The sequence below is a fragment of the Streptomyces sp. NPDC012794 genome, assembly GCF_042901085.1.
In the GTDB taxonomy this organism is placed as follows: domain Bacteria; phylum Actinomycetota; class Actinomycetes; order Streptomycetales; family Streptomycetaceae; genus Streptomyces.
Map to the genome: position 1 here is coordinate 275271 of NZ_JBIBCI010000007.1, position 26608 is coordinate 301878.

22 protein-coding genes are annotated in these 26608 nt (G+C 74.4%); 8 read left to right on the forward strand and 14 right to left on the reverse strand.

Annotation, left to right across the window (positions count from 1 at the left end):
• The first annotated feature begins 157 nt into the window (after nucleotides 1-157).
• Together ACFY7H_RS16355 and ACFY7H_RS16360 are read left to right on the forward strand one after the other, a co-directional pair.
• On the forward strand, nucleotides 158-1135 hold the full coding sequence (locus ACFY7H_RS16355; protein WP_388938537.1) for a glycosyltransferase family 2 protein: 978 nt from the start codon (nucleotides 158-160) through the stop codon (nucleotides 1133-1135).
• Complete coding sequence (locus tag ACFY7H_RS16360; RefSeq protein WP_388938539.1) at nucleotides 1132-2868, forward strand: polysialyltransferase family glycosyltransferase; 1737 nt, start codon at nucleotides 1132-1134, stop codon at nucleotides 2866-2868. Before ACFY7H_RS16355 ends, ACFY7H_RS16360 begins: the two co-directional genes overlap by 4 nt.
• 60 nt (nucleotides 2869-2928) lie before the next feature.
• On the opposite strand, the gene ACFY7H_RS16365 is transcribed toward ACFY7H_RS16360, so the two are convergent.
• From ACFY7H_RS16365 to ACFY7H_RS16385, 5 genes are all read right to left on the reverse strand, one after another.
• Nucleotides 2929-5058 carry a 3-hydroxyacyl-CoA dehydrogenase NAD-binding domain-containing protein gene (locus ACFY7H_RS16365; RefSeq protein ID WP_388938541.1) on the reverse strand — a complete coding sequence of 710 codons (2130 nt, stop codon included), beginning with the start codon at nucleotides 5056-5058 and terminating at the stop codon, nucleotides 2929-2931.
• Entirely contained in the window at nucleotides 5055-6281 is a 1227-nt protein-coding gene (locus ACFY7H_RS16370) for a thiolase family protein (protein ID WP_388938543.1), read from the reverse strand. Before ACFY7H_RS16370 ends, ACFY7H_RS16365 begins: the two co-directional genes overlap by 4 nt.
• Nucleotides 6282-6525: 244 nt before the next feature.
• Nucleotides 6526-7812: an HRDC domain-containing protein gene (locus ACFY7H_RS16375; RefSeq protein WP_388938546.1), complete on the reverse strand. Its 1287-nt coding sequence runs from the start codon at nucleotides 7810-7812 to the stop codon at nucleotides 6526-6528.
• Between the two features lie 127 nt (nucleotides 7813-7939).
• Nucleotides 7940-8602: a response regulator transcription factor gene (locus ACFY7H_RS16380; protein ID WP_007267191.1), complete on the reverse strand. Its 663-nt coding sequence runs from the start codon at nucleotides 8600-8602 to the stop codon at nucleotides 7940-7942.
• A gap of 274 nt (nucleotides 8603-8876) precedes the next feature.
• The gene (locus ACFY7H_RS16385; protein ID WP_388938548.1) at nucleotides 8877-9533 is read right to left on the reverse strand and encodes a DUF3000 domain-containing protein; all 657 of its coding nucleotides are present in this window, start codon (nucleotides 9531-9533) and stop codon (nucleotides 8877-8879) included.
• A gap of 91 nt (nucleotides 9534-9624) precedes the next feature.
• Here ACFY7H_RS16385 and hemE point away from each other — a divergent pair, with 91 nt between their 5' ends.
• Nucleotides 9625-10689, forward strand: coding sequence for a uroporphyrinogen decarboxylase (gene hemE, locus ACFY7H_RS16390; RefSeq protein WP_388938550.1), 1065 nt, complete (start codon nucleotides 9625-9627; stop codon nucleotides 10687-10689).
• An 80-nt stretch (nucleotides 10690-10769) separates the two neighbouring features.
• On the opposite strand, the gene ACFY7H_RS16395 is transcribed toward hemE, so the two are convergent.
• Together ACFY7H_RS16395 and ACFY7H_RS16400 are read right to left on the reverse strand one after the other, a co-directional pair.
• The gene (locus ACFY7H_RS16395) at nucleotides 10770-12149 is read right to left on the reverse strand and encodes an FAD-dependent oxidoreductase (protein WP_388938553.1); all 1380 of its coding nucleotides are present in this window, start codon (nucleotides 12147-12149) and stop codon (nucleotides 10770-10772) included.
• A gap of 63 nt (nucleotides 12150-12212) precedes the next feature.
• Nucleotides 12213-13226 carry a DUF4349 domain-containing protein gene (locus tag ACFY7H_RS16400; RefSeq protein WP_388938555.1) on the reverse strand — a complete coding sequence of 338 codons (1014 nt, stop codon included), beginning with the start codon at nucleotides 13224-13226 and terminating at the stop codon, nucleotides 12213-12215.
• A gap of 138 nt (nucleotides 13227-13364) precedes the next feature.
• Between ACFY7H_RS16400 and hemG the strand changes: the two genes are divergently transcribed.
• Both hemG and hemQ read left to right on the forward strand, forming a co-directional pair.
• On the forward strand, nucleotides 13365-14843 hold the full coding sequence (gene hemG / locus ACFY7H_RS16405) for a protoporphyrinogen oxidase (protein ID WP_388938557.1): 1479 nt from the start codon (nucleotides 13365-13367) through the stop codon (nucleotides 14841-14843).
• A 23-nt stretch (nucleotides 14844-14866) separates the two neighbouring features.
• Nucleotides 14867-15580: a hydrogen peroxide-dependent heme synthase gene (gene hemQ / locus ACFY7H_RS16410; RefSeq protein ID WP_388938559.1), complete on the forward strand. Its 714-nt coding sequence runs from the start codon at nucleotides 14867-14869 to the stop codon at nucleotides 15578-15580.
• A gap of 111 nt (nucleotides 15581-15691) precedes the next feature.
• Here hemQ and ACFY7H_RS16415 read toward each other — a convergent pair whose 3' ends face one another.
• From ACFY7H_RS16415 to ACFY7H_RS16430, 4 genes are all read right to left on the reverse strand, one after another.
• A complete protein-coding gene (locus ACFY7H_RS16415; protein ID WP_388938561.1) occupies nucleotides 15692-17443 on the reverse strand; it encodes an alpha/beta hydrolase in 1752 nt (583 codons plus the stop codon).
• Nucleotides 17444-17710: 267 nt separating this feature from the next.
• Nucleotides 17711-18751: a TIGR04222 domain-containing membrane protein gene (locus tag ACFY7H_RS16420; protein WP_388938563.1), complete on the reverse strand. Its 1041-nt coding sequence runs from the start codon at nucleotides 18749-18751 to the stop codon at nucleotides 17711-17713.
• Nucleotides 18748-20040, reverse strand: coding sequence for a DUF692 domain-containing protein (locus tag ACFY7H_RS16425; protein ID WP_388938565.1), 1293 nt, complete (start codon nucleotides 20038-20040; stop codon nucleotides 18748-18750). The genes ACFY7H_RS16420 and ACFY7H_RS16425 overlap by 4 nt, the downstream gene beginning before the upstream one ends.
• Nucleotides 20041-20170: 130 nt before the next feature.
• Nucleotides 20171-20920: an aminoacyl-tRNA hydrolase gene (locus ACFY7H_RS16430; protein ID WP_388938567.1), complete on the reverse strand. Its 750-nt coding sequence runs from the start codon at nucleotides 20918-20920 to the stop codon at nucleotides 20171-20173.
• A gap of 71 nt (nucleotides 20921-20991) precedes the next feature.
• Between ACFY7H_RS16430 and ACFY7H_RS16435 the strand changes: the two genes are divergently transcribed.
• From ACFY7H_RS16435 to ACFY7H_RS16445, 3 genes are read left to right on the forward strand one after another with little or no spacing between them, the layout of a single operon-like run.
• Nucleotides 20992-21666 (forward strand): AIM24 family protein, encoded by a 675-nt coding sequence (locus ACFY7H_RS16435; RefSeq protein WP_388938569.1) that lies wholly within the window; start codon nucleotides 20992-20994, stop codon nucleotides 21664-21666.
• A complete protein-coding gene (locus ACFY7H_RS16440) occupies nucleotides 21663-22481 on the forward strand; it encodes an ATP-binding cassette domain-containing protein (protein WP_388938667.1) in 819 nt (272 codons plus the stop codon). The genes ACFY7H_RS16435 and ACFY7H_RS16440 overlap by 4 nt, the downstream gene beginning before the upstream one ends.
• Nucleotides 22482-22483: 2 nt before the next feature.
• Nucleotides 22484-23134, forward strand: coding sequence for an ABC transporter (locus ACFY7H_RS16445; protein WP_388938669.1), 651 nt, complete (start codon nucleotides 22484-22486; stop codon nucleotides 23132-23134).
• A 73-nt stretch (nucleotides 23135-23207) separates the two neighbouring features.
• On the opposite strand, the gene ACFY7H_RS16450 is transcribed toward ACFY7H_RS16445, so the two are convergent.
• The 3 genes from ACFY7H_RS16450 to ACFY7H_RS16460 all read right to left on the reverse strand — a co-directional run bounded on the left by ACFY7H_RS16450 (nucleotide 23208) and on the right by ACFY7H_RS16460 (nucleotide 26522).
• On the reverse strand, nucleotides 23208-24107 hold the full coding sequence (locus ACFY7H_RS16450) for a polysaccharide deacetylase family protein (RefSeq protein WP_388938571.1): 900 nt from the start codon (nucleotides 24105-24107) through the stop codon (nucleotides 23208-23210).
• Between the two features lie 17 nt (nucleotides 24108-24124).
• Complete coding sequence (locus ACFY7H_RS16455; RefSeq protein ID WP_388938671.1) at nucleotides 24125-24943, reverse strand: PPK2 family polyphosphate kinase; 819 nt, start codon at nucleotides 24941-24943, stop codon at nucleotides 24125-24127.
• A 238-nt stretch (nucleotides 24944-25181) separates the two neighbouring features.
• Nucleotides 25182-26522 carry an alkaline phosphatase PhoX gene (locus ACFY7H_RS16460; RefSeq protein WP_388938573.1) on the reverse strand — a complete coding sequence of 447 codons (1341 nt, stop codon included), beginning with the start codon at nucleotides 26520-26522 and terminating at the stop codon, nucleotides 25182-25184.
• Between the last annotated feature and the right edge of the window lie 86 nt (nucleotides 26523-26608).

The window sequence follows — 26608 nt, forward strand, 5'->3', positions numbered from 1 at the left end:
CCATACGTGTCACGAAAAGGCTTCGACCGCCGAGGGAGTTGTACGTCACACCCGGGCGTTCCGGCGGCCTCTCCGGGCGCTTCTATCATGATGTCCGGTCCGTCCGTGCGGCTTCGGCGGAGGTGTGTGGGCAATGGGGAGAAGGTGAGTGCTTCCGGTGGTGACCCTTTCGGTGATCGTCGCGATGTGTGACGTCCGGGAGTTCTGCCGGACGGCGCTCAAGTCGTTGGCGCTCAATGCCCGGGAGGATTTCGAGTTCATCGTCGTGGACGACGGATCCGTTGACGGGACGTCAGAGATCCTGCGGGAAATGGTGCCGGGGATTCCCGGTGCCGTACTGATCCGGAACGAACGGAATCTGGGGATATCGGCCACCCGGAACATAGGCCTCGCGGCCGCCCGCGGACGCTTCTTCACCTTCCTCGACGGCGACGACTGGTACGCCCCCGGATATCTCGCGCAACTGGTCGGCTGGATGAGCCAGGCCGGCGTCGATTTCCTGCGCACCGGCCATGTCCGTGTCTACGGCAGAAAGCGGAAGATCGTCATGGCGCCCCTCGCGCCGAGGGCCCTTCCGCTGAATCCCGCCGATTACATCGGCCCGGTCGACGCCTCGACCTTCATGGACTACCCGCAGTCCTGGGCCGGCATCTACGACCGCGAGCGCCTCCTGGAGGCCGGCGCGCTGTTCTTCGACGAGAGCCTGCGCACCGCGGAGGACCGCCCCTGGTTCTACAAACTGCACCTGCGGACGCGTTCCTTCGGAGTCGTCGACCTCCACGGCATCTTCTACCGCCGCGATGTGGCCACTTCCCTGACGAAGGTCCCCGACGAGCGGCAGCTCGACTTCCTTCCGGCCTTCCGCCTCATATTCGAGGAGCTCGCGGGACATCCGCGCGGATATGAACTCTCCTTCAAGGCGATGCGAACCCTCTGCGCGCTCATCGTCATTCACATGGACCGCGCCGAGTCGTACGAGGAACTCACCCGTGGCCTGCTGATGGAGCGGGCGGCGCAGATCCTCTTCGACCTCCCCCAGGACGTCCTCGAGGGGACGCTGGAAGGAATGGACTCCACACGCGTGAAGAAGCTCAGAGCACTGATGTCCCGTCACCCGGGCGCCGCCGCCCGATGACCCGGATATTCGCCGCCTCCACCCTCTACGGCGCCATGACGGTGGCCGCCGCCATCGACGCCGGCCAGCTCGGCCACGACGACCGCGAGCGCATCCTGCTCGTGTGCAACAACGTCGACATCCCCGAAGTCGCGACCCCTCTGCACCAGATGCCGGGCGCAGCCGCCGTGCTCGCGCGCTTCCACCGCGTCGTCTACTGGAACGACCTGATCTACCCGTTCCACCCGGCGCTCTGGTCCCCCCGGGACGAGGACGCCCCGCTGTGGCGCACCGTCATGGCGGAGAAGATCGGCATCCGGCCGGGCCCCCTGGAACTCGTCGTCGAGTCGATCCAGGTCAAGCCCGCCCAGGCCCTCTGCAAGATCTTCTCGGACGCCACGCTCGCCGTCTACGCCGACGGCCTCATGAGCTACGGCCCCACGCGCAACGACCTGCCCCGAAGCATCCACGGCCGCATCGAACGGGTGCTCTACCTCGACCTGGTCCCCACCCTGCTGCCCATGCTCCTCACCGAGTACGGGATCCCCTCGCAGCCGGTGCACACCGCCGCCGTCCTCAAGCTGATGGCGGAGGTCACCCACGAATGCCGGCCGATCCTGGACCGGGTGGTCCCGCCGCAGCTCGCCCGGACCGGCCCGGACAGCGCCGTCCTGCTCGGCCAGTACCTCTCCCCCCTCGGCATCCTCACCGAGGAGGAAGAGGAGGAGCTGCACCTGCGCATGTTCCGGCACGCACTGCGGCTCGGCCACACCTCGATCGTCTTCAAACCCCACCCCAGCGCCCCCTCCAGCCTCGCCGACACCCTCGGCGAGGCGGCCCGCGCGGCCGGGGTCCCCTTCCTGCTGCTCGACGTACCGGTCCTCGCCGAGACCGTCTTCGAGTACCTGCGCCCCCGCCAGGTCATCGGCTGCTTCTCCACCGGCCTGTTCACCGCGCGTGCCCTGTACGGGATCCCCGTCGCCCAGATCGGGGCGCTCGAGGTGATCCGCCGGATGCGCCCGTACGCCAACAGCAACCGCATCCCCGCCACCCTCACCCATGCCCTGCTGCCCGACCTGGACGCCCCGGCCGGCCCGCCGGCCGACCGGGTGCTGGACGTCGGCTACATCCGGGGCGAGGTCACCCCGTACGTCCAGGCCGTCGGCTACTGCATGCAGCCCAAGCGGTACGCCTTCCTGCGCCCGGTGGCCGAGGAGTACGTGGCCGCCGCCGTCGACCAGTGGGAGGGCCGGCCCGAGCTGTCCATGCACTTCAACGAGCGGACCCGGACCCGCCTGGACCTGCCCGGCCCGCGCACCTGGAAGTGGCGGCGCGGCAAGGGCTGGACCTTCCTCGCCGCCAGGGAGCGGGCCGACGACGACGCGCCCTTCACCGACATCACCCTCAGCGGCTTCGCCTCCCTCGTCGAGGCGAAGGACGACCGGGGCGTCCTGGAGGTGGGTGCGCGGCTGCTCGCCGAGCACGAGAACCTCGACCTGCTCATCGGCATGGCCCAGGCCCACATCCGCCGCAAGGAGACCGACCAGGCCAGGCGGCGGATCGAGCGGGCCATCCAGATCTCCGCGGACAGCGGGCGCGCCCTGGTCTGGCTGCGGATCGCCGAGACCGCCGCGAAACTGGGCAAGCCCGGCGACGACCTGCGCCGCGAGGCGGGCCGGCGGGCGCTGACCCTGAATCCGGACTCGCCGGCCGCCCAGCGCCTGGTCAAATCCGGCCGGCTCGGCCGCAGGTGACACGGGAACGGCCCCGCCCGCACCAGGTGCGGACGGGGCCGTTCTGCGTACTGCGGGGTGTTACGCCGGGACGCTGGCGACACCGGGGGCGAGGAACTTCTTGCCGTTCACCCGCTCGGAGACGCCCTCACGGTCCAGGTACGGGGTGATGCCGCCCAGGTGGAAGGGCCAGCCCGCACCGGTGATGAGGCAGAGGTCGATGTCCTGGGCCTCGGCCACGACACCCTCCTCCAGCATCAGGCCGATCTCCTGCGCCACCGCGTCCAGGACGCGGTCGCGGACCTGCTCCTCCGTCAGGACGGAGTCGCCCTGCACCAGGAGGGCGGCGACCTCGGGGTCCAGCTCCGGCTTCCCGGAGTCGTAGACGTAGAAGCCGCGCTTGCCGGCCTCGACCACGCGCTTGAGGTTCGGCGAGACGGTGAAGCGCTCCGGGAAGGCGCGGTTCAGGGTCTCGGAGACGTGCAGACCGATCGCCGGGCCGACGAGCTCCAGCAGCACCAGCGGGGACATCGGCAGGCCGAGCGGCTCGATGGCCTTCTCGGCGGTGACGACCGGGGTGCCCTCGTCGATGACGTTCTGGATCTCGCCCATGAAGCGGGTCAGGATGCGGTTCACGACGAACGCCGGGGCGTCCTTGGTGAGGACCGCGGTCTTCTTCAGCTTCTTGGCGACACCGAAGGCCGTGGCCAGCGAGGCGTCGTCGGTCCGCTCACCGCGGACGATCTCCAGGAGCGGGAGGATCGCGACCGGGTTGAAGAAGTGGAAGCCCACCACGCGCTCCGGGTGACGGAGCTTGGAGGCCATCTCGGAGACCGACAGCGAGGAGGTGTTGGTGGCGAGGATCGCGTGCGCCGGGGCGACCGCCTCGACCTCCGCGAACACCTTCTGCTTGACGGACATCTCCTCGAACACGGCCTCGATGATGAAGTCCGCGTCCGCGAAGCCCTCGGCCTTGTCCAGGACACCGGTCACCAGGGCGGTCAGGCGGTTGGCCTTGTCCTGGTTGATGCGGCCCTTGCCGAGGAGCTTCTGGATCTCGGCGTGGACGTAGCCCACACCCTTGTCCACGCGCTCCTGGTCGATGTCGGTGAGGACCACCGGCACCTCCAGGCGGCGCAGGAACAGCAGCGCCAGCTGCGAGGCCATCAGGCCCGCGCCGACGACGCCGACCTTGGTCACCGGGCGCGCCAGCGACTTGTCCGGGGCGCCGGCCGGGCGCTTGCCGCGCTTCTGGACCAGGTTGAAGGCGTAGATGCCCGAGCGCAGTTCGCCGCCCATGATGAGGTCGGCCAGGGCCGTGTCCTCGGCGTCGAAGCCGGCCTGGAGGTCGCCGTCCTTGGCCGCGGCGATGATGTCCAGCGCGCGGTAGGCGGCGGGAGCGGCGCCGTGCACCTTGGAGTCCGCGATGAAGCGGCCCTTGGCGACGGCCGCGTCCCAGGCCTCGCCGCGGTCGACCTCGGGCCGTACGACCTCGGTCTCGCCCTTGAGGACCTTCGCGGTCCACAGCAGGGACTGCTCCAGGAAGTCCGCGCCCTCGAAGATCGCGTCGGCGATGCCGAGCTCGAAGACCTGCTTGCCCTTGAGCTGGCGGTTCTGGTTCAGCGAATTCTCGATGATGACCGAGACCGCGCGCTCCGCGCCGATCAGGTTCGGGAGGATGGCGCAGCCGCCCCAGCCCGGAACCAGGCCGAGGAAGACCTCGGGCAGGGAGAAGGCCGGGATGGCCTTCGAGACGGTGCGGTAGGAGCAGTGCAGGCCGACCTCGACACCGCCGCCCATCGCCGCGCCGTTGTAGTACGCGAAGGTGGGGACGGCCAGCGCGGAGAGGCGCTTGAAGACGTCGTGGCCGCCCTTGCCGATGGCGAGCGCGTCGTCGTGCTTCTTCAGCAGCTCGACGCCCTTGAGGTCGGCGCCGACCGCGAAGATGAACGGCTTGCCGGTGATGCCCGCGCCGACGATGGAGCCGGCGGTGGCCTCCTGCTCGACCTGGTCGATCGCCGCGTTCAGGTTGGCGAGGGACTGCGGGCCGAAGGTGGTCGGCTTGGTGTGGTCGAAGCCGTTGTCCAGCGTGATGAGCGCGAAGCGCCCGGCGCCGAACGGCAGGTCCAGGTGGCGGACGTGCGCGGACGTGACGACCTCGTCCGGGAACAGCTCGGCCGCACCCTTCAGGAGCTCAGCGGTGGTGCTCACTTGGCGTCTCCCTCGGCGGTGAAGTGCGGGTTCTCCCAGATGACCGTGGCGCCCATGCCGAAGCCGACGCACATGGTGGTCAGGCCGTAGCGGACGTGCGGCTGCTCCTCGAACTGGCGGGCCAGCTGCGTCATCAGGCGGACGCCGGAGGAGGCCAGCGGGTGGCCGAACGCGATGGCGCCGCCGTACTGGTTCACCCGGGCGTCGTCGTCGGCGATGCCGTAGTGCTCCAGGAAGGCCAGCACCTGCACGGCGAAGGCCTCGTTGATCTCGAACAGGCCGATGTCCTCGATGGACAGGCCGGCCTGGGCGAGGGCCTTCTCGGTGGCCGGGATCGGGCCGTAACCCATGACCTCCGGCTCGACGCCCGCGAAGGAGTACGAGACCAGGCGCATCTTGACCGGGAGGTTGTTCTCCCGGGCGAAGTCCTCGGACGCGATGATCGCGGCGGTGGCACCGTCGTTGAGACCGGCGGCGTTGCCCGCGGTGACCCGGCCGTGCGTACGGAACGGGGTCTTCAGGCCGGCCAGGTTCTCCAGGGTGGTGCCCGGGCGCATCGGCTCGTCGGAGGTGACCAGGCCCCAGCCCGTCTCGCCCGCGGCCTCGTTGGTGTTGCGCACCGAGATCGGGACCAGGTCTTGCTGGATCTTGCCGTCGGCGTACGCCTTGGCGGCCTTCTCCTGCGAGCGCACGGCGTACTGGTCGGCGCGGAGCTTGGTGATCGTCGGGTACCGGTCGTGCAGGTTCTCGGCGGTCATGCCCATGAACAGGGCGGACTCGTCGACCAGCTTCTCGGAGACGAAGCGCGGGTTCGGGTCCACGCCCTCGCCCATGGGGTGGCGGCCCATGTGCTCGACACCGCCGGCGAGGGCGACGTCGTACGCACCGAAGGCCACGCCGCCCGCGACCGCGGTCACGGCGGTCAGCGCGCCGGCACACATGCGGTCGATGGAGTAGCCCGGGACGGACTGCGGCAGGCCCGCGAGGATGCCGGCCGTGCGGCCCAGCGTCAGGCCCTGGTCGCCGATCTGCGTGGTCGCGGCGATGGCGACCTCGTCGATCTTCTTGGGGTCCAGGTCCGGGTTGCGGCGCAGCAGCTCCCGGATCGCCTTCACGACGAGGTCGTCGGCGCGGGTCTCGTGGTAGATGCCCTTCGGGCCCGCCTTGCCGAACGGGGTGCGGACGCCGTCGACGAAGACGACGTCCCTGACGGTACGAGGCACGTTGGCTCTCCTCCAGGTACGGGATGGCGCTGCTGCGCGGGGGCGGCCCGGCCGGTGTGGCTGAGCGCCCGCTCACCCGGCCCATGCTACTTGCGGGTAACCAATGTGCACACCCCCTCCCCGAGGAGCGGCGAAGGTCACACTCCGCCGGCGCCGGCCGGAGCGGCTGCCGACCCGGCGCAGCGGGAGGAACGCGTGCAGGCCCCCGGCTCGGGAGCCGGGGGCCTGCACGGGGTTCGGCGGCTCAGGCGGTCGCGGCCAGGGCCGTGACCAGGGCCGGGGTCACCTGCTCGATCTGCCAGGGGCGGGCGCCGTGGCCGGCCAGGGCCTGCGCCACCGCGTCCGCGTCGAGCGGCTTGGGCGGCTCCCAGCACACCCGGCGCACCGTGTCCGGGCTGATCAGGTTCTCCTGCGGCAGGTTCAGCCGCTCGGCCAGGGCCGAGACGGCCGCCCGGGCCGCCGACAGCCTGGCCGCGGCGACCGGGTCCTTGTCCGCCCAGGAGCGCGGCGGGGGCGGGCCCGAGGGGGACGCGCCCGGCTGCGGCAGCTCGCTCTCGGGCAGGGCCCTCGCCCGCTCCACGGCGGCCATCCACTGGTCCAGCTGGCGCCGGCCCATCCGCTGCCCGTACCCGGGCAGGGCCGACAGGGCGTGCACGTTCACGGGCAGGGCCAGGGCCGCCTCCACGATCGCGGCGTCGCCCAGCACCTTGCCGGGGGAAACGTCCCGGCGCTGCGCGATGCGGTCGCGGGACTCCCACAGCTCCCGTACGACGGCCATCTGCCGGCGGCGGCGCACCTTGTGCATGCCGGAGGTGCGGCGCCAGGGGTCCTTGCGGGGCGGGGCGGGCGGGGCCGAGGCGATGGCGTCGAACTCCTGGCGGGCCCACTCCAGCTTGCCCTGCCGGTCCAGTTCCTTCTCCAGCGCGTCCCGCAGGTCCACCAGCAGCTCCACGTCGAGCGCGGCGTAGCGCAGCCACGGCTCGGGGAGCGGGCGGGTGGACCAGTCGACGGCGGAGTGCCCCTTCTCCAGGGCGTAGCCGAGCACGCTCTCGACCATGGCGCCGAGTCCGACCCGGGGGAAGCCGGCGAGGCGGCCGGCCAGCTCGGTGTCGAAGAGGGAGGCGGGCACCATGCCTATTTCACGCAGGCACGGCAGGTCCTGGGTGGCGGCGTGCAGGATCCACTCGGTCCCGGAGAGGGCCTCGCCCAGCGCGGACAGGTCCGGGCAGCCGACCGGGTCGATCAGCGCGGAGCCCGCGCCCTCGCGGCGCAGCTGCACGAGGTAGGCGCGCTGGCCGTACCGGTAGCCGGAGGCGCGCTCGGCGTCCACGGCCACGGGCCCGGTGCCGGCGGCGAAGGCCGCGACGACGCGGGCGAGGGCCTCGGCGTCGGCGACGACCGGCGGGATGCCCTCACGGGGCTCGAGCAAGGGAATCGGCGTCGGCTGCCCATCGGACGGAACCTCGGCGTCCGGGGGGCCGCCCCCGGTGGTGGTGCGCAGGTGTGCTGCGGTCTCTTGGGCGTCGGTCACCGGTAAAGGGTATCCGTGTATGGGACGCGCCCGTCGCCGGAACGTTCCGTCGACGGGCGCGCGGGGAAGAAGGCGGCCGGTTCCCGGGGTCTCCGGGGCGGTCCGCCCGGGAACCTCGGGACGGGGATCAGTGGATGATCCCCGTCCGCAGCGCGACGGCGACCATCCCGGCCCGGTCGCCGGTGCCGAGCTTGCGGGCGATCCGGGCGAGGTGGGACTTGACGGTCAGGGCGGACAGGCCCATCGAGACGCCGATGGCCTTGTTGGACTGGCCCTCAGCGACGAGGCGCAGGACCTCGACCTCGCGGCCGGAGAGCTCTCGGTAGCCGCCCGGGTGGCTCGGGGCACCCGGGGGGCGGCGGTGCATACGGGCGGCGGCGGCGCCGATGGGGGCGGCGCCGGGCCGGGTGGGGAGCCCGATGTTGGTCCGCGTACCCGTGACGACGTAGCCCTTCACTCCGCCCGCGAGGGCGTTGCGCACGGCACCGATGTCATCGGCGGCGGACAGGGCCAGGCCGTTCGGCCAGCCGGCGGCGCGAGTCTCGGAGAGCAGGGTGAGACCGGAACCGTCGGGCAGGTGTACGTCGGCCACGCAGATGTCGCGCGGGCTGCCGACGCGGGGGCGGGCCTCCGCGATGGACGAAGCCTCGATCACGTCACGGACTCCGAGGGCCCACAGATGGCGGGTCACGGTGGAACGGACGCGCGGGTCGGCCACGACGACCATGGCCGTCGGCTTGTTCGGGCGGTAGGCGACCAGGCTTGCGGGCTGCTCGAGAAGAACGGACACCTAGGCCTCCTGGGGGAGTGGCGGGACGGCCGGCTCGGGGAAGGAAGCCGGTTCGCACCGTGCGGATGGTCACTGAATCCTTCGGCACGTCACCCACCCGGCTTTAGGGAATGATCACGATTTAGTGAGTAACAATTCGGGCAATTCGGACGCACGATCGATCAAAGGGCGATCAGAAGGTCGCCCGGCGAACGCACTTCTGACACACCGTTACGACATCGAGCGGTCGTTCCCGTGCGCGGGCGGGGCCGGACGGCCCCCTCGGGGCGGCCGGCTACGGGTGGTGCGGACCGCGCCGCTGTGGCAGGGACACCACGCCCGTGACGTTGTCCGTCGGCCCCATCGGAGGCAGCCCCGCGATCTGGCACAGCAGCTCGCACCACGCCGCCAGGTGCGCGGTCGTGTCCGGCACCCCGCCCACCCCCTCGCGCGGCGTCCACGAGGCCCTGATCTCGATCTGGGTGGCCGGACGCCGCTCCGCGAGCCCGCCGAAGTAGTGCGAGGCCGCCATCGTCACGGTGCCGCTCGCCTCCCCGTACGCCAGCCCGCGCGCCTCCAGCGCCCCCGTCAGCCAGGACCAGCACACCTCCGGCAGCAGCGGGTCCGCCGCCATCTCCGGTTCCAGCTCGGCCCGTACCAGCGTCACCAGCCGGAAGGTGCCCTGCCAGGCGTCGTGCCCCGCCGGATCGTGGAGCAGGATCAGCCGGCCGTCGGCGAGATCGTCCTCGCCCTCCACCACCGCCGCCTCCAGCGCGTAGGCGTACGGCGCCAGCCGCTGGGGAGGCTTCGTCGGCTCGATCTCGATCCCGGACCGCAGCCGCGCCTTGCGCAAGCCGTCGACCGCCCGCCGGAACGGGAGCGGGACGGAACTCTCCTTCGCGCTGTCCGTACCCTCGGCGCCATCTGAAAATCGTCCCTGAGCCGCAGCCATGCCGGGAAGACTAGGCGGAACGAGCGCCCGTACGGCGCAGGGACACCCGCGCCGGGCCGGGCACTTCTTCATACGTGCGAAGATTCGGGTCGTGAGCGCCAACGACCGCCCCCAGGGCCCGCCGAGCCAGACGTACGATTCCGCCTTCCTGAAGGCGTGCCGGCGGGAGCCGGTGCCGCACACCCCGGTGTGGTTCATGAGGCAGGCCGGCCGCTCACTCCCCGAGTACCGCAAGGTGCGCGAGGGCACGGCCATGCTGGAGTCCTGCATGCGCCCCGACCTGGTCACCGAGATCACCATGCAGCCCGTGCGGCGCCACGGCGTCGACGCGGCGATCTTCTTCTCCGACATCGTGGTGCCGCTGAAGGCCATCGGCGTCGACCTCGACATCAAGCCGGGCGTCGGCCCGGTCGTCGCCCGGCCGATCCGCCGCCGCGAGGACCTCGCACAGCTGCGCGACCTCACCCCGGAGGACGTCCCGTACGTCACCGAGGCGATCGGCATGCTCACGGGTGAACTGGGCGGCACGCCGTTGATCGGCTTCGCCGGCGCGCCTTTCACCCTCGCGAGCTACCTCGTCGAGGGCGGCCCCTCCAAGAACCACGAGCACACCAAGGCCCTGATGTACGGGGAGCCGGAGCTGTGGGCCGAGCTGCTCGACCGCCTCGCCGAGATCACCTCCGCCTTCCTGAAGGTCCAGATCGAGGCCGGCGCCTCCGCGGTCCAGCTCTTCGACTCCTGGGTCGGCGCCCTCGCCCCGGCGGACTACCGCCGCTCGGTCATGCCCGCCTCCGCGAAGGTCCTGGACTCCGTCGCCCCGTACGGCGTCCCGCGCATCCACTTCGGCGTGGGCACGGGTGAGCTGCTCGGCCTCATGGGCGAGGCGGGCGCGGACGTCATGGGCGTCGACTACCGGGTCGCGCTGGACGAGGCCGTCCGCCGCGTCGGCCCCGGCAAGGCGCTCCAGGGCAACCTGGACCCCGCCGTCCTCTTCTCCACCCCCGAGGCCGTCCAGGCCAAGGCGGACGAGGTCCTGGCCGCCGCGGCCGGCCTGGAGGGCCACGTCTTCAACCTCGGCCACGGCGTCCTGCCGACCACCGACCCGGACGCGCTGACCCGCCTGGTGGACTACGTCCACACCAGGACGGCCCGCTGATCCCCGCCGCCCGCCCGGGCGGCCCCCACGCGCCGCGGGACACCGTCCCGCGGCGCGTCGGCGTTCGGGGCCCCGCAGTCCTAAACGGCCGAGCGGACCGCTGAGACGGCCTTGCGGGCGGCGACCAGTACCGGGTCCCAGACCGGGGAGAACGGCGGGGCGTACCCCAGGTCCAGGGAGACCACCTGCTCCACCGTCATCCCCGCCGTCAGGGCGACCGCGGCGATGTCCACCCGCTTCGCGGAGCCGGCACCGCCGACGATCTGGACACCGAGCAGGCGGCCCGTACGCCGCTCCGCCAGCATCTTGACCGTCATCTCCTGCGCGCCCGGGTAGTAGCCCGCCGTGTTCGTCGAGCGGATGGCGGCCGTCACGAAGCGCAGGCCCGCCTCCCGGGCGTCCTTCTCCCGCAGCCCCGTACGGGCGATCTCCAGGTCGCAGACCTTGCTGACCGCCGTGCCGACCACGCCGGGGAAGGTGGCGTAGCCGCCGCCCACGCCCGAGCCGATCACCTGTCCGTGCTTGTTGGCGTGGGTGCCCAGCGGGATGTGCCGCATGCGGCCCGCCACCAGGTCCAGCACCTCCACGCAGTCACCGCCGGCCCAGATGTCCTCGTGGCCCCGCACCCGCATCGACAGGTCCGTCAGCAGGCCCCCCGACTCGCCCAGCGGCAGCCCGGCCGCGCGGGCCAGGGCCGTACGGGGCTCCACGCCGAGGCCGAGCACGACCACGTCCGCCGGGTACTCCCGCCCGTCCGCGGTGGCGACCGAGCGGGCCCGGCCCTCCTCGTCGGCGAGGATCTTCACCACCTCGGCGTCGGCGACCGTCACGATGCCCATGGCGTTCATCGCCGCGTGCACCAGGCCGCCCATGTCCGGGTCCAGGGTGGACATGGGCTGCGGGCCCCGGTGCAGGACGGTGACCTCGTACCCTCGGTTCACCAGGGCTTCGGCCATCTCCACGCCGATGTAGCCCGCGCCGACCACGACCGCCCGGCGGCCCTCCGTACGCTCCAGGGTGTCCGCCAGGCGCTGCCCGTCGTCCAGCGACTGGATGCCGTGCACCCCGTGCGCGCCGATCCCCGGCAGCTTCGGCCGGACCGGGCGGGCGCCCGTCGCCAGGACCAGCTTGTCGTAGCCCGTCCAGGACTCGGCGCCGCTCTCCAGGTCCCGCGAGCGCACCCGGCGGCCCGGCACGTCGAGCTCCACGACCTCCGTCCGGGTGCGCAGGTCGATGCCCCGGGCACGGTGCTCCTGCGGGGTGCGGGCGATCAGGTCGTCCCGCTCGCCGACCAGTCCGCCGACCCAGTACGGGATCCCGCACGCGGAGTACGAGGTGAAGTGCCCGCGCTCGAACGCGATGATCTCCAGCTCCGCCGGGCCCTTCAGCCGCCGGGCCTGTGACGCGGCGGACATCCCCGCCGCGTCACCGCCGACCACCACCAGTCGTTCCACCGCCATCGTCCGCCCCGCCTCCGCGCCGTCGCCTGCGTGTACGGGGACACGCTACGGGCGGACCCGGCGTCAGTCCTGGAGATCCGCTCCAGTCCGCTCCGGGGCACCGGCGCCCCCGGCGGCCGGCTCCGCCGCGGCGGGCGCGGCCTGACGGGGCACCAGGGTCCGCTTGAGGCCCGTCCTCGGCTTCGCCGGGCGGAAGCGGCGGTACGCCCTGAACCCGAGGGCCAGCAGCCCGGCGGCGATCACGAAGGGCAGGACCGCCGCCACCGCGAGGGCCAGGTAGCGCACGAGCGTGACGAACACGCCCCAGCCGCCGCTCAGAGCATCGCCCAGACCCGGCTCCTCTTCCTCCCGGGGCTTCTCCGGCCCGGCGGCGGGCTCCGAGACCGACACCGTGATCGTGCCCAGCGAGGTCTGGTCCTTCAGCGCGTTCTGCTGGGCCAGCAGCGACTCCAGGTCGGACTGGCGCCGGCTCAGCTCGCCCTCCAGCATCACCACGTCGCTCAGCGCCGAGGCCTTCTCCATCATCTCCCGCACCCGGGCCACGCTCGCCTGCTGCGACTTGACCCGGCTGTCGACGTCGGCGACCTTCTCGGTCACGTCCTGCGCCTCGACCTTCCGGTTCAGCAGCTTCCCGCTGCCCTCCAGCGCGCCGAGCACCGCGTCGAAGCGCTCACCCGGCACCCGCAGGGTCAGCGTCGAGGTCAGCCGGCCGTCGCGGCCGCGCTCGGTTGACTCGTTCCCGACGTACCCGCCCGCGCCCTCGGCCGCCGTGCGCGCCGTGGCGAGGGCCTTCTGCGGCCCGGCCGTCTCGATGGTCAGCGTCCCCGTACGGATGACGTGCGGGCGCAGCGGCGCCTGCGGCCCGGCCTTGGAGTCCTGGGCCGCCGCCGGGGGAGCGGCGGCCCCGGCCCCCGGCTTGCCCGGGGCGGCCGCGCCCTCCCGGGGGCCGGCGACCGCCGCCCGGTCGGAGGCGGCGCTTCCGCCGCCGTCGGCTCCGCAGCCCGTGAGCACGAGGGCCGCCGCGAGCGGGAGGCCGGCCAGCATCGCGGCGCGGCGGTGTCCGTGGAGCGTGTGCATCGTCAGTACCCCCGGGGATCGGCTGATGTCCCCGGTTCGACGTCCGGCGGCCCCCGCCGGGTTGCGCCCGCGAGGTTCCGGCCCGGTTCCGATGCGGTCACGTTCAGGCCTCACCGGCCGGTCTGAGACGATGTGTTCATGCACGAAGCGGACACACGTACGGACCGGCCTGGCCCCTCGCGGCACGCCGTCGTCATCGGCGGTGGCATCTCCGGCCTCGCCGCCGCCCACCGGCTGCTCTCCGACGGAGTCCGCGTCACCCTCCTGGAGGCAGGCCCGCGCCTCGGCGGCAAGCTGTACGCCGGAGAGCTCGCGGGGCACCCCGTCGACCTCGGTGCCGAATCCGTGCTCGCCCGCCGTCCCGAGGCGCTGGAACTGGCCCGCGCCGTCGGCCTCGGCGACGCCCTCCAGGCCCCGGCCACGGCCACCGCCCGGCTGTGGACCCGCGGCACGCTGCGGGAGATGCCGCGCGGGCACGTGATGGGCGTCCCGGGCGACACGGCCGCGCTCGCCGCCTCCGGCGTGCTGTCCGCCGAGGGCCTCGCCCGCATCGCCGCCGACACCGGGCTGCCGCCCACCGAGGTCGGCGAGGACGTGGCCGTCGGCGAGTACGTCGCCGCCCGGATGGGCCGCGAGGTCGTCGACCGGCTGGTCGAACCGCTGCTCGGCGGGGTCTACGCCGGCGACGCCTACCGCATCTCCCTGCGCGCCGCCGTCCCCGCCCTCTACGAGGCCGTCCGCACCCACCGCACGCTGACCGAGAGCGTCCGCGCCCTCCAGAGCGGGCCCGCGGCCCGCGCGGCCGCCGAGCGGACCACCGTCATCGGCGCGGCCGCCGCCGGCGCCTTCTTCGCCGGGATCTCCGGCGGCATCGGCCGGCTGCCGCTCGCCGTCGCCGAAGCCTGCCGGGCCGCCGGGGCGCGGATCCTGACCGGCACCCCGGTGCGCGGCCTCACCCGTACGCCCACGGGCTGGCGGGTCACCGCCGACGGCGAGGCCGTCGACGCCGACGCCGTGGTCCTCGCCACCCCGGCCGGACCCGCCGCCGAGCTGCTCTCCGGCCTCGCCCCGGCGGCGGCCGCCGGGCTGCGCGAGGTCGAGTACGCCTCCATGGCCCTGGTCACCATGGCCTTCCGGCGCTCCGACCTGCCCGCCGCGATCACCGACGGGAACGCCAGCGGGTTCCTCGTACCGCCCGTGGACGGCCGCACGATCAAGGCGTCCACCTTCTCCAGCAACAAGTGGGCCTGGGCCGGGGCCGATCCCGGGCTCTTCCTGCTGCGCACCTCCATCGGCCGCCACGGCGACGAGGGCGACCTCGAACGGGAGGACTCCGAGCTGGTCGACGTCTCCCTCGGCGACCTCGGCGAGGCCGTCGGGCTGGCCGCCCGGCCGGTGGCCGCCACCGTCACCCGCTGGGACGGCGGACTGCCCCAGTACCCAGTCGGCCACCTCGCCCGGGTCGAGCGGATCCGGTCCGCCGTGGCCGGGCTGCCGGGTCTCGCGGTCTGCGGGGCCCTGTACGACGGGGTCGGCATCCCGGCCTGCGTCGCGAGCGCCGCGAAGGCGGCCGACGCGGTGACCGCCGCTTTGGCCACCCCTGGGACAGACCACTGATCAGCACACGGGACAATGGACACATGACTGCACCAGAGAAGATTCCCAACGCGGGGAAGAAGGCGAAGGACCTCAACGAGGTCATCCGCTACACCCTGTGGTCCGTCTTCAAGCTGAAGGACGTCCTGCCCGAGGACCGCACCGGCTTCGCCGACGAGGTCCAGGAGCTGTTCGACCAGCTGGCCGCCAAGGACATCACCGTCCGCGGCACCTACGACGTCTCCGGCCTGCGCGCCGACGCGGACATCATGATCTGGTGGCACGCCGAGACCTCGGACGAGCTGCAGACCGCCTACAACCTGTTCCGCCGCACCAAGCTGGGCCGCGCGCTGGAGCCGGTGTGGTCGAACATGGCCCTGCACCGCCCGGCCGAGTTCAACAAGTCGCACATCCCGGCCTTCCTGGCCGACGAGGTCGCCCGCGACTACGTCAGCGTCTACCCCTTCGTGCGCAGCTACGACTGGTACCTGCTGCCCGACGAGGACCGCCGCCGCATGCTCGCCGACCACGGCAAGATGGCCCGCGGCTACCCGGACGTGCGCGCCAACACCGTCGCCTCGTTCTCGCTGGGCGACTACGAGTGGCTGCTGGCCTTCGAGGCCGACGAGCTCTACCGCATCGTCGACCTCATGCGCCACCTGCGTGCCTCCGAGGCCCGGATGCACGTCCGCGAGGAGGTGCCCTTCTACACCGGGCGCCGCAAGTCCGTCGCCGACCTGGTGGCCGGGCTCGCCTGATACCTCCCCTGGGGGGAAGGACCGGAGGGACACCCGTGACACAAGGGTGGTCTCCGGGGATCGGGAGGCCCTGCCCCCGAATCGACGCAGCCGGAGACCCCGCCCGGAAGTTCAGACGACCGGCGGCAGCAGCGCCCTGGAGGTGCTCGCCGCCCCGTCGTCCAGCGACACCGGCGCGGGCTCCGGATGCGGCGCACACGTGACGCGCCACCCCGGGGTGGCGCCCGTCAGCAGATACCGCTCCACGTGCCGGTCCACGCACGCGTTGCGTCCGCCGGCCACCCCGTGGGTGCCCGCCCCCCGCTCCGTGACCAGCGCGGCCCGCGCCCCGAGCCGCCCCTGCAGTGCCAGCGCGCCCCGGTGGGGCGTGGCCCCGTCCCGCTCCGCCGCGACGATCAGCGTGCCGGGCAGGCGGCCCGGTTCCGCCCCGACCTCGACGGGCCGCTGCCGGCGGGATACCGGCCAGGAGGCGCACGGCAGGTTCAGGAAGGCGTTGGCCCAGGTCTCGAAGGGGGCGCGGCGGGCCAGTTCGGTGTTGTCGCGGTCCCAGGTCTCCCAGTCGGCGGGCCAGGGGGCGTCGTTGCACAGCACCGCCGTGTAGACGGCCGTCGCGTTGGCCGCCTCGCGCGCCGTTCGCGGATCGCGGGCCGCCTGCCGCACGAGCGGGGCCGGGTCCCCGCGCAGGAAGGCGGCGAGGGCCGCGGCCCGGTCCGGCCAGACGTCGTCGTAGTACGCGGCCTGGAGGTACGCGGCGTGCAGCTCGCCCGTCCCGACCAGCCCGCCCGCCGGGGTGCGGGCCACGGCCGCGCGGACCTTCTCGTAGCTGCCCTGCACGGCCCGCGCCGTGGTGCCGAGCCCGTACGTCGCGTGGTGACGGGCCGCCCAGGCGCGGAAGTCGGCCCAGCGGCGCTCGAAGCCCGGGGCCTGGGCGAGGTTGTTGAGGTACCAGATGCCGCGCGGGTCGGGGTCGACCGCCGAGTCGAAGACCATGCGGCGCACGCGCTCCGGGTGGCGGGTGGCGTAGACGGCCCCGAGGTAGGTGCCGTACGAGGCCCCCGTGAAGGTCAGCCGCCGCTCGCCGAGCGCGGCCCGGAGCACGTCGAGGTCGCGGGCGTTGTTCAGGGTCGTGTAGTACGCGAGCGCGGAGCCGGCGTGCCGGGCGCAGCCCTCGGCGTAGGCCCGGGCGGCGGCCAGCCGTTCCCGCTTGTGGGCGGCGGACGGCTCGGCCGGGACCTGGGTCGGCCCCTGCGGCCACTCGGCCGGGTCCTGGCAGGCCAGCGGGGTGGAGCGGCCGACTCCGCGCGGGGCGTAGCCGACGAGGTCGTAGGCGGCCGCGATGCGCCTCCACGCGGGGCGGTCGGCGAGCAGCGGGAAGTACATCCCGGAGGCGCCCGGTCCGCCGGGGTTGTGGACGAGGGCGCCCTGCCGGGCGGCGCCGCCGCGGCCGCTCGCCGGGACCCGGCTGACGGTGAGGGAGATCTGCGGGCCGTCGGGGCGGGCGTAGTCGAGCGGCACCCGCAGGGTGGCGCACCGCACGGGATCGGGCAGTTCCTCGACGGCGGGACACGGCCGGAACTCCAGCCGCCCGCTCCCGGCCCGGGGCGGGGGCACGGGCCGGGTCCCCGGCGCCGGAGCCCCCGCCGCCCCGGTGGGCCCGCCCGCCGGCCGCAGCGCGGCGGCAGCGGCCGCCCGCCGGGCGACGAGCTCCGCTCCGGCGTCCTCGGCGGCGGTGCTTCCGCCCCCGGGCCCGTCCCCGGTGCCGGTCCCGCTCGCCCGGGCCGGCGCGGGGGCGCACAGGGCGAGGCAGAGCGCCGCGGCGGCGGCCCCCTGCCGTAGGCGCGTCATCGTCCGGTACGTCCGCATGGCGGCCCCTTCATCTCATCGTCCGGTCGGATGAGATGCCAGGACCGCGCGCCAGTACAGGCACACCGCCGGAACACCGCGCCGGGTACGCCCTCTTGCCGTAGACCTCACGGCGTGTCGCGCCCGGCGCCGCCCGCCGCTCCGGGTCCCGTAGCGCGCGGTCCCCGGCCGGCCGAGTCCGCCCCGTCCGCCGGGAGGGCCGGCGAAGCCCCCGCCACCACCGGCACGGCGGCCCACCGCACCGACCGGACCGCCGGTGATGCTCGGTCAGGAACTGCTGGAGCAGCTGGAACCGGAGGAGCCGCCGCAGCTCGAACCGCCGGAGCAGCTCGAACCCGAACCGCCGGAGCAACTCGAACCGGAACCACCCGAACCACCGGAACACCCGTGGCCCGAGCCGCCGGAACAGCCGCTCCCCGAGGCTCCGCAGCCGCCCGCCCCGGAGGAACCGCCCCCGCCGTCGCTCATCGCGCACCAGAGCACCGGAAGAGGCTCCGCCCATGCCCCGGACGTGCCCGCCGAACCGGTCCCGCGCCCGCGGGACTGCGCCGCCGCCAGCCGGGTACCGCGGGCCGCCGGCACCAGCTGCCCGCGCAGGTACGGATCCGGCAGGCCCCGCAGCCCGAACAGCGCCGTCCGGACCCGGGGTGCCGGATCGGCCGCGTACCGCTCCCGGAAGGCGGCCAGGGCCCGCCGCCCCGCCGGGGTGATCCGCCGCCCGGCCCGCCGCGCGCACACCAGGCCCGCCACGAGGCCGCCCAGCAGGGCCGGGAGCACGACGAGGGCGAACGGAACCCCGGGTTCCGGGTCCGCCAGCAGGAAGATGAAGGTGAGCGGCAGCGACAACGGCAGCATCACCAGGCACACCACCGCCTGTGCCAGCCCCCAGCGCCGCGCCCCGCGCCCCGCGCCGGGGGCCGAGAGCAGCCCGCGCGCCGCCAGCGCGTCGCCGGTCTCCTGGACGGCCGGCTCGCACATGGCGGCGTACCGCACCTGGTAGAGCCACCCCGACGGCGCCCGGGACAGGGCCAGCAGCACGGCCCGCTCGACGGGGTCCGTGCCCCGCGCCCCGGGCCGCGCCTGCACGATGCCGGGGCCGCCGACGACCAGCCGGCCGTCCCCGAGCAGCGAGACGAGCGCGGTGTCGACCACCGTTCCGGGGCCGCCCGCGAGGAACGCCGCCTCGGACAGGTCGTGCACGGCGGGCGCGGGTCCGGGCACCGGCGGCCGGGAGCGGCGCAGGGCGCGCAGCAGCAGGAGGGTGGAGACGGTCACGGCCGCCCAGACGGCGACGGCCAGGGTGTTCACGGTGACGCCTTTCCCACGAGGGCGCGCGCCCAGCGGGTGAAGCGGCCCGGCGGCCGCACCCCCGCCCGCTCCCGCCACCAGTCGGCGAGCCGGCCGCGCGCGGCCGGGTCGGCCGGCAGCTCCCGGACGAGCAGGTGCTCGGCGAAGTCCAGCGCGTCCCGGCGGTATCCGGCCGTCATCGGGCGGCCGCGGGCATAGCGGAGGAAGGCCGTGCGGTACGCGGCGGGACCGCCCAGGATGCCGGGCAGCTCCGGGGCCACCTTCGCGACCACCGAGGCCCGCTTGGCGGCGAGCGCCCGCGCCTGCACGCGGACCCGCTGCCGGTCGAAGCCCTCGGGTACGGGTGTCCCGGCGACCAGCGCCGACAGCAGGGCCGCCTGCCCGAGCGCCAGCCGGGTCCGCGCGGTCTCACCGGCCGTGCCCGCCGCGTCCTCGCGGAGGGTGACCCGCTCGCGCAGGGCGCCGGGGGGCCCGCCCGCGTCCACCACCGCGCGGATCCGGCCCAGTTCGGCGGCCAGCTCCGCCTCGGGCGGGAAGTCGTCGTCCCGCTCCAGCAGGACACCGGGCGGGTCCACCCGCTCGCGCAGGCGGGCCAGGACGTCGAGGACCACGGGCGGCACGGGGTGGGCGTGGGTGTCGTGCCAGACGCCGTCGCGCTCCACGCCCCCGGCGACGTGCACGTACGCCAGCGCCTCCAGCGGGATCCCGTCCAGCACGGCGGCGGGGTCCTCGCCGCGGTTGACGCGGTTGGTGTGCAGATTGGCCACGTCGACGAGCAGCCGTACGCCGGTCCGCTCGACCAGCTCGGTCAGGAACCGGCCCTCCGTCAGCTCCTCCCCGGGCCAGGTGATCAGCGCGGCGATGTTCTCCAGGGCCAGCGGCACGGGCAGCGCGTCCTGCGCGATCCGGACGTTCTCGCAGAGCACGTCCAGCGCGTCCCGGGTCCGGGGCACGGGCAGCAGGTGCCCGGCCTCCAGCAGCGGCGAGGAGGTCCGTACGAAGGCGATGTGCTCGGTGACCAGCGGCGACCCCAGGGCCACCGCCCGCTCCCCGAGCGCCGCCAGTTTCGCCGGGTCGGGACGGTCTGCCCCGCCGAGGCCCAGCGAGACCCCGTGCGGCACGACGCGGACCCCCCGCCCGCGCAACCGCACCAGGGACTCGGGCAGGTGGCCCGGGCAGAGGTTCTCCGCCACCACCTCGACCCAGTCCAGGCCGTCCAGCCGCTCGACCGCGTCCGCGATCTCCGGCCGCCAGCCGATACCCACCCCCAGGCGTTCCATGGGCTTCATGTCCCCCTCGCCCCCTTCACGGACCGTGTGCCGAAGTGATGACCTCCCCCGGGCACGCCCAACCACGGGAAGGGGACGTTCAGAGCAACATTTGAGGTTCCCGCCGGTTCAGGGCGGGTTCAGGGCGGGTTCAGAGCCGGGAGCGCAGGGCCGGGTGGTCCGCGACCACCGTGCAGGAGCCCGGGGCGATCTCCGTGAAGCCGGCGTCCCGGACCACCGGCAGGCCGCTCCCGCTCAGCCGCGCCCACCGCTCGCGCGGGGCGGTGCGTACCGCCAGCCGGAAGCCGGAGGCCTGCCACAGGGCCCGCTCGGCCGCGGTCAGCTCCCACCAGGCCAGCTGCGCCGCGTGCCCGGCCTGCGCCATCGCCTTGCCCGCCGACATGTCGAGGTCCGGGTTCAGCCACAGCACCGGGACGCCCGGCTCGGCCGGACCGGCGGGCCCGGGGTCGTCCAGGTCGGTGCCCGACACCTGGAGCTTGGCCAGCTCCTTGGGCCAGCCGTCCAGCGGCACCGGCGGGAAGACGCGGACCTCGGACGCCTCCCCCTCCACGGTGACCCCCGGCAGGGTCCCCGCCTTGCGCCACTCCGCCCCGCGCGCCCGCCGGACTACCTTGCGGATCCGCGCGTCCTGCCAGTCGCGCACCGCCCCGGCCCACTCGCCCTCGCCGTGCGACCGCTCGTCCGCCAGCAGGACCAGCACCGCGCGGGCCGCGGTCTCCAGCGCGTCGGTCCGCGCCGGCGGGTCGGTCTTCTCGATCCGTACCACCAGCGGCAGGACGAACTGCGGGGCCTCGTCGCGCGGGGCGTGCTCGCGCCGGAAGGGGCTGTCCGCGCCGACCGCGGGTACGTCTGTGGTCTCGTTCGGGTGCTGGCTGCTCATCCCGCCAAGGATGCCAGGCTCCGCCTTCAGGAGGATGTCCCGGGTGGCCGGCGCGGGTGAGGATCGGGTCCATGAAGAGCGACCTTTTCGCGAGCGAGAACCTCGCCCAGCCCGCCACCGCGCCCGGTATGACCCTGCAGAACGCCAAGTCCGTCAAGTACGCCGTGAACGGGGAGATGCTGGCCCGGCAGGGCTCCATGGTCGCCTTCCGCGGGAACCTCCAGTTCGAGCGCCGGGGCCAGGGCGTCGGCGGCATGCTCAAGCGGGCCGTCACCGGAGAGGGGCTCGCGCTGATGTCCGTACGCGGCCAGGGCGAGGCGTGGTTCGCCCACCTGGCCGGCAACTGCTTCATCATCGACCTCGAGCCCGGCGACGCCCTGACCGTCAACGGGCGCAACGTCCTGTGCTTCGACGCGACGCTCTCCTACGAGATCAGGATGGTGAAGGGCGCCGGCATGACCGGCGGCGGCCTCTTCAACAGCGTCTTCACCGGCACCGGAAAGCTCGCCGTCGTCTGCGACGGCAACCCGATCATCATCCCGGTCACCGCGCAGTCGCCGGTGTACGTGGACACGGACGCGGTGGTCGGCTGGAGCGCGGCGCTGGAGGCCGGGCTGCACCGCTCCCAGTCGGTCGGCTCCATGATCCGCGGTGGCTCGGGCGAGGCCGTCCAGCTGAAGCTGAGCGGCGAGGGCTTCGTCATCGTCCGGCCCAGCGAGCTCACCGAGACGGCGGCCGCCCACTGAGGCTCACCGACGTCGGCCGCCGCTACGGCAGGCGGCGGCCCTGGGTGCTGCGCGGGATCACGGCGGAGCTGCCGGCCGGTTCCCTGGTCCGCGTCGACGGCGGCAACGGCGGCGGCAAGTCCACCCTGCTGCGCGTCGTCGCCGGCATCGACACGCCGACCGAGGGGCGCGTCGAGGGGCGTCCGTCCCGCACCGCCTACGTCCCCGAACGCTTCCCGGCGGCCCTGCCGCTCACGGCGGGTGCCTACCTGACCCACCTGGGCCGGGTGCACGGCCTGACGGCCGCCGAGGCCGCCCGGCGCGCCGCCGGGGCCCTGGAGCGGTTCGGCGCCGCCCGCCACGCCCGCACCCCGATGGCCGAACTGTCCAAGGGCACCAGCCAGAAGGTGGCCGTCGCCCAGGCGCTGCTCGCCGGTCCGGCGCTGCTCGTCCTCGACGAGGCCTGGACCGGGCTGGACGCCGCCGCCCGGGCGGAACTGGACCGGGCCGTCACCGAACGCACCGCCGCCGGGGGCACGGTGGTCTTCGTCGACCACGACCCCGCCCGGCTCGCCGGCCTGCCCGACGCCCACTACCGGCTCCGCGGCGGCACGCTGGCGCCCGCCGCCCCGCCCGCCCCGGCCCGCGCACCCGCCGTACGGATCCACGCGGCCGGGCCGCCCGGCGCCGCCCCGCCCGCGGGCCTGGCCGCCGTACCCGCCCCCGACGGCGGCGTCCTGCTGACGGTGGACGCCGCCCGCTCCGACGCCGTGCTGCGCGAGCTGCTCACCGCGCTCCCGCCCTGGCACATCCGCGCCGTGGAGGAACTCCCGTGACCGTGACCGCCCTGCTGCGCTACCAGGGCGCCCTGCTGCTGCGCTCCCAGCGCTGGATCGCCCCCTCCGTCCTGTACGCGGCGTTCCTCGCGGCCGGCATCCGCTCCGGGGACCCGGCACCGGACGCCCTCGGCTACGCGGCGGCCGGCCTGGTGCCGGTGAGCGCCTGGCTGGTCCGGATCTGCGTCACCGCCGAACCCCCGGCGGCCCGGGCCGTCTCCGCCGCCGCGGCCGGTCCGGTACGGGTGCACGCGGCGGCCCTGCTGACGGCGCTGGCCGGGGCGCTGCTCGCCGGGGCGGCGGGCGCGGCCCTGGCCCTGCTGCTCGGCGACCTGGGGCAGCGGCCCCCGGCCGCGACGGCCCTCGCCGGGGCGGTGGCGGCGGCGGGGTGCGCCCTGACGGGGGCGGCCGTGGGCGCGGTGTGCGGCAGGCCGCTGCTGCGGGCACGGGGCCTGGGGGTGCTCGCCGGGGGCGTGGGCTCGGTGCTGGCCTGGGTCGTGCCCTTCTCCCCGGCCCGCCGCGCGGTGTCCGCGCTGGTGGGGGCCGCCCGTGCGGACACCGTTCCGCTGCCGCTGGGCGCGCTGGCGGGGGCGCTGCTGCTGGCGGGGGCGGCGGGGGCGGTGGCCTGCCTCGTCAGTACGCGGCGGAGCTGACGGGGCCGGACCGCGCGGGCCGTGCGGGCCGTGCGGGACGCGCCGGGCCGCGCACGCCGCCCACGCCGAAACGTTACTTCCCCATCAGCTCCGACACCTTCACGAAGCGGAATCCCCTCTTTCGCAGCTCGGGGACGATCTTCTGGATCGCCTGCTCGGTCACCGGTGCCGCGCTGCGCGTGCAGTGCATGACCACCACCGAACCGGGCTTGACCCCGGCCAGCACCTGCTCCGCCACCGCGTCGGGGTCCTTCGCGAAGGCGTCCCCGCTGACCACGTCCCACTGCACCGCGGTGACCCCGGCGGGGGACAGCGCCCGCAGCGCCCGGTCGTCGTAGCAGCCGCCGGGGAAGCGGAAGTACGGGACGGTGTTGACCGCGCCCGCCTTCCGGAACGCCGCGAAGGCCCGGTCCACGTCGGCCCGCGCCGCCTCGCCGTCCAGCGCGGGCAGTCCGTAGCAGGGGGAGGTGAAGGCGTGGTGGCTGTACGAGTGGTTGGCGATCTCGAAGTTCTGGTCCGTGCCGATGGACTTGGCCTGGTCGGGGTACTCCTCCGCCCAGCGGCCCGTCATGAAGACCGTCGAGGGCACCTTCAGCCGGCGCAGGGTCGCGATCAGGTCCGGGTTGTCGAACCGTTCCCCAGAGGCGGCGCGCGGTCCCTGGTCGGAGGTCATGTCGGCGTCGAAGGTGAGCGCGACCGTCTTCTCGGAGTGCTGCCGGGCCCGTTCGAAGACGGGGGTCAGACCGTTCGGGCCGGGGGGCAGGACCGGGACCCGGGCGGGCGCGCCGGGCAGCGCGGAGGCGGGGGCGGAGGGGGAGGCCTGGGCGGACGCGGTGGCGGGGCCGGAGGCCGCGGGACTGGCCAGTCGTGCCTGCCCGGCGCCCTGCGGGGTGCCCGGGGTGCCGCCCCCGCATCCCGCGAGGGCGGCACCGAGCACGGCCGCTGCCGCTACTTTGCGTACAGAAAGGGTCACGTATGCAAAATATATGACTATGTGGCAAGTAGGCGTTCGCGGCACTCCTGGACGTCGAAGTCACCCGGCGGGTACTGCGGGCCGATCGCCTCCAGATGCTCCAGCAGCAGTTTCGCGACCGCCCAGTTGCGGTACCACTTGCGGTCCGAGGGGACCACGTACCAGGGCGCCGCCGTGGAGCAGCGCTCCAGCGCCAGCTCGTACGCCCGACGGTACGCGGGCCACGCCGCGCGGTCGTCGACGTCCCCGGGGCTGAACTTCCAGTGCTTGTCGGGATTGTCGAGCCGCTCCAGGAGCCGCGCGCGCTGCTCCTCGTAGCCGATGTGGAGGAAGACCTTGACCAGGGTCACGCCGTCGTCGGCGAGGGCCTCCTCGAAGCGGTTGATCCGCGCGTAGCGGCCCTCCAGCCGCTCGCGCGGCACCAGCTCGCGGACCCGCGCGACGAGGACGTCCTCGTAGTGCGAGCGGTCGAAGATGCCGATCTCGCCCGGCAGGGGGAGGGCCTTTTCGATCCGCCAGAGGAAGGAATGGGCGCGCTCCTCCTCCGTGGGGGCCTTGAAGGCCCTGACCCGGCAGCCGGAGGGGTTGAGGTGACCGATCACGTGCTTGACGGTGCCGCCCTTGCCGCTGGTGTCCATGCCCTGGAGGACCAGCAGGACCCGGCGGCGGTCACCGGCGGTGCTGGCCGCGTAGAGCCGCTCCTGGAGGGAGGCCAGCGGTTCGGCCAGGCGGGCGGTGGCCGCGAGGGCGGCCGCCTTGTCCGGCGGGCCGCCCGGGGTCGCGGAGGGGTCCAGGGCGGCGAGGGCGACCCGCTCCCCGGGCGTCACCCGCAGCAGGGGCGCGAGCGCCCGGCCCTCCTGCCCGCGCGCTCCGTCGGCCTTCCGGGCGTTACCGCGCTCCCGGGCGCCCGCCGCCTTCCGGGCGTCCCCGGACTCCGGCGCGTCCCCGGACTTCCGGGCGCCCCTGCCGCTCTTCTCCTGCTCGGCCACCGCTGTCCACCCCGATCCGGTCGGTTCCGTACGATCGTGCGGCACGCCGGACGGAAGCGCGAGACGGCCGGGGCGGGGACGCGGGTCACCGCCAGGGGCCGGTCACCGCGAAGGTGGTGCCCGGTGCGTAGGCGTTGACGAACATCGTCCGCCGGTCGGGGGAGAAGGTCACCCCCGCGAACTCCCCCCACTCCGGCACACCCGGCGCGCCGATGTCGTCGGCGTTGCGGGCCACCGGATAGACCTCACCGCCCGGGGTCACGCCGAAGAGGTACTGGTCGCCGCCGCCGTCCTCGCACACCATCAGCCCGCCGTCGGGCGCCAGGCAGATGTTGTCGGGGGAGTCCCCGGGCAGGGAGGCGGCCGCCGCCGGGCCGAAGAGCACCTCCAGCCGGAGCCTGCCGCGCAGCGGGTCGTGGAACCAGACCTGGCCGTGGTGGTCGGCGGCGGCCCCCTCGCCGCTGCGGGCGTAGCTGGAGACGAAGTACACCCCGTCGCCTCCCCAGTAGCAGCCCTCCAGCTTCTGCGCGTGGGTGATCCCGCGCGTGCCGAAGTCCTGGAGGCGGACCGGTGTCCCGGCCGCCGAGGGGTCGGGTACCGGGACCCACTCCACCGGGAACTCCGCCCCCGGCTCGTCCACCGCCGACAGGTCCGCGACCCCGGGCACCCGCAGGGCTTCCAGGACGCCGCCGGCGCGCAGGGAGCCGGGGCCGCCGAGCGGCAGCGCCGGGAGGAAGCGGTAGAAGAGCCCGAAGGGCCGCACGAAGGCGTCCTCGGTCTCGTAGACCACCCCCCGGTACGGGTCCACGGCGACGGCCTCGTGCGCGAAGCGGCCCAGCGCGGTCAGCGGGACGGCGCCGAGCCGGTGCGGGGCGGCGGGGTCCACCTCGAAGACGTACCCGTGGTCCCGGGCGTACCCCGACTCCCCGGCCCGCTCCTCGGTCTCCTCGCAGCTCAGCCAGGTGTTCCAGGGGGTGCGCCCGCCCGCGCAGTTGACGGCGGTCCCGGCGAGCCCGACCCGTTCGGCGCGCAGCTGCCCCGCCGGGTCCAGCTCCAGCACCGTGCAGCCGCCCAGCGCCGCGGGGTCGTACGTGAGCCCGGCCGCGGCGGGGACGCGCAGCGCGGCGGTGGCGCGGTTCTCGTGGTTGCGGACCAGGCGCAGCCGGCCGCGGCCCGCGCCGAAGGCGGCCATGCCGTCGCAGTTGCCCGGCACCGTGCCCCCGCCCGAGCGCAGCGGGTCCCCGGCGCGCGAGAGCACCCGGTACGAGAACCCGGCGGGCAGGTCCAGCAGCCCGGCCGGGTCGGGCAGCAGCGGCCCGTACCCCCGGGCGGAGGCGCGGGCGCCGCCCGTGGCGAAGAGCGCTCCGAGGGCCCCGCTGAAGGCGACCGCGCCGGCGGCGAGCAGGCTGCGTCGGGTGACGGACATCGGCGACTCCGCGGTGCGCGGCTGGAGGAGTGACCGGCCCGTGGTACCACGGCGCACCGCGGCGGGGACCGCGACGCGTGCGCCGG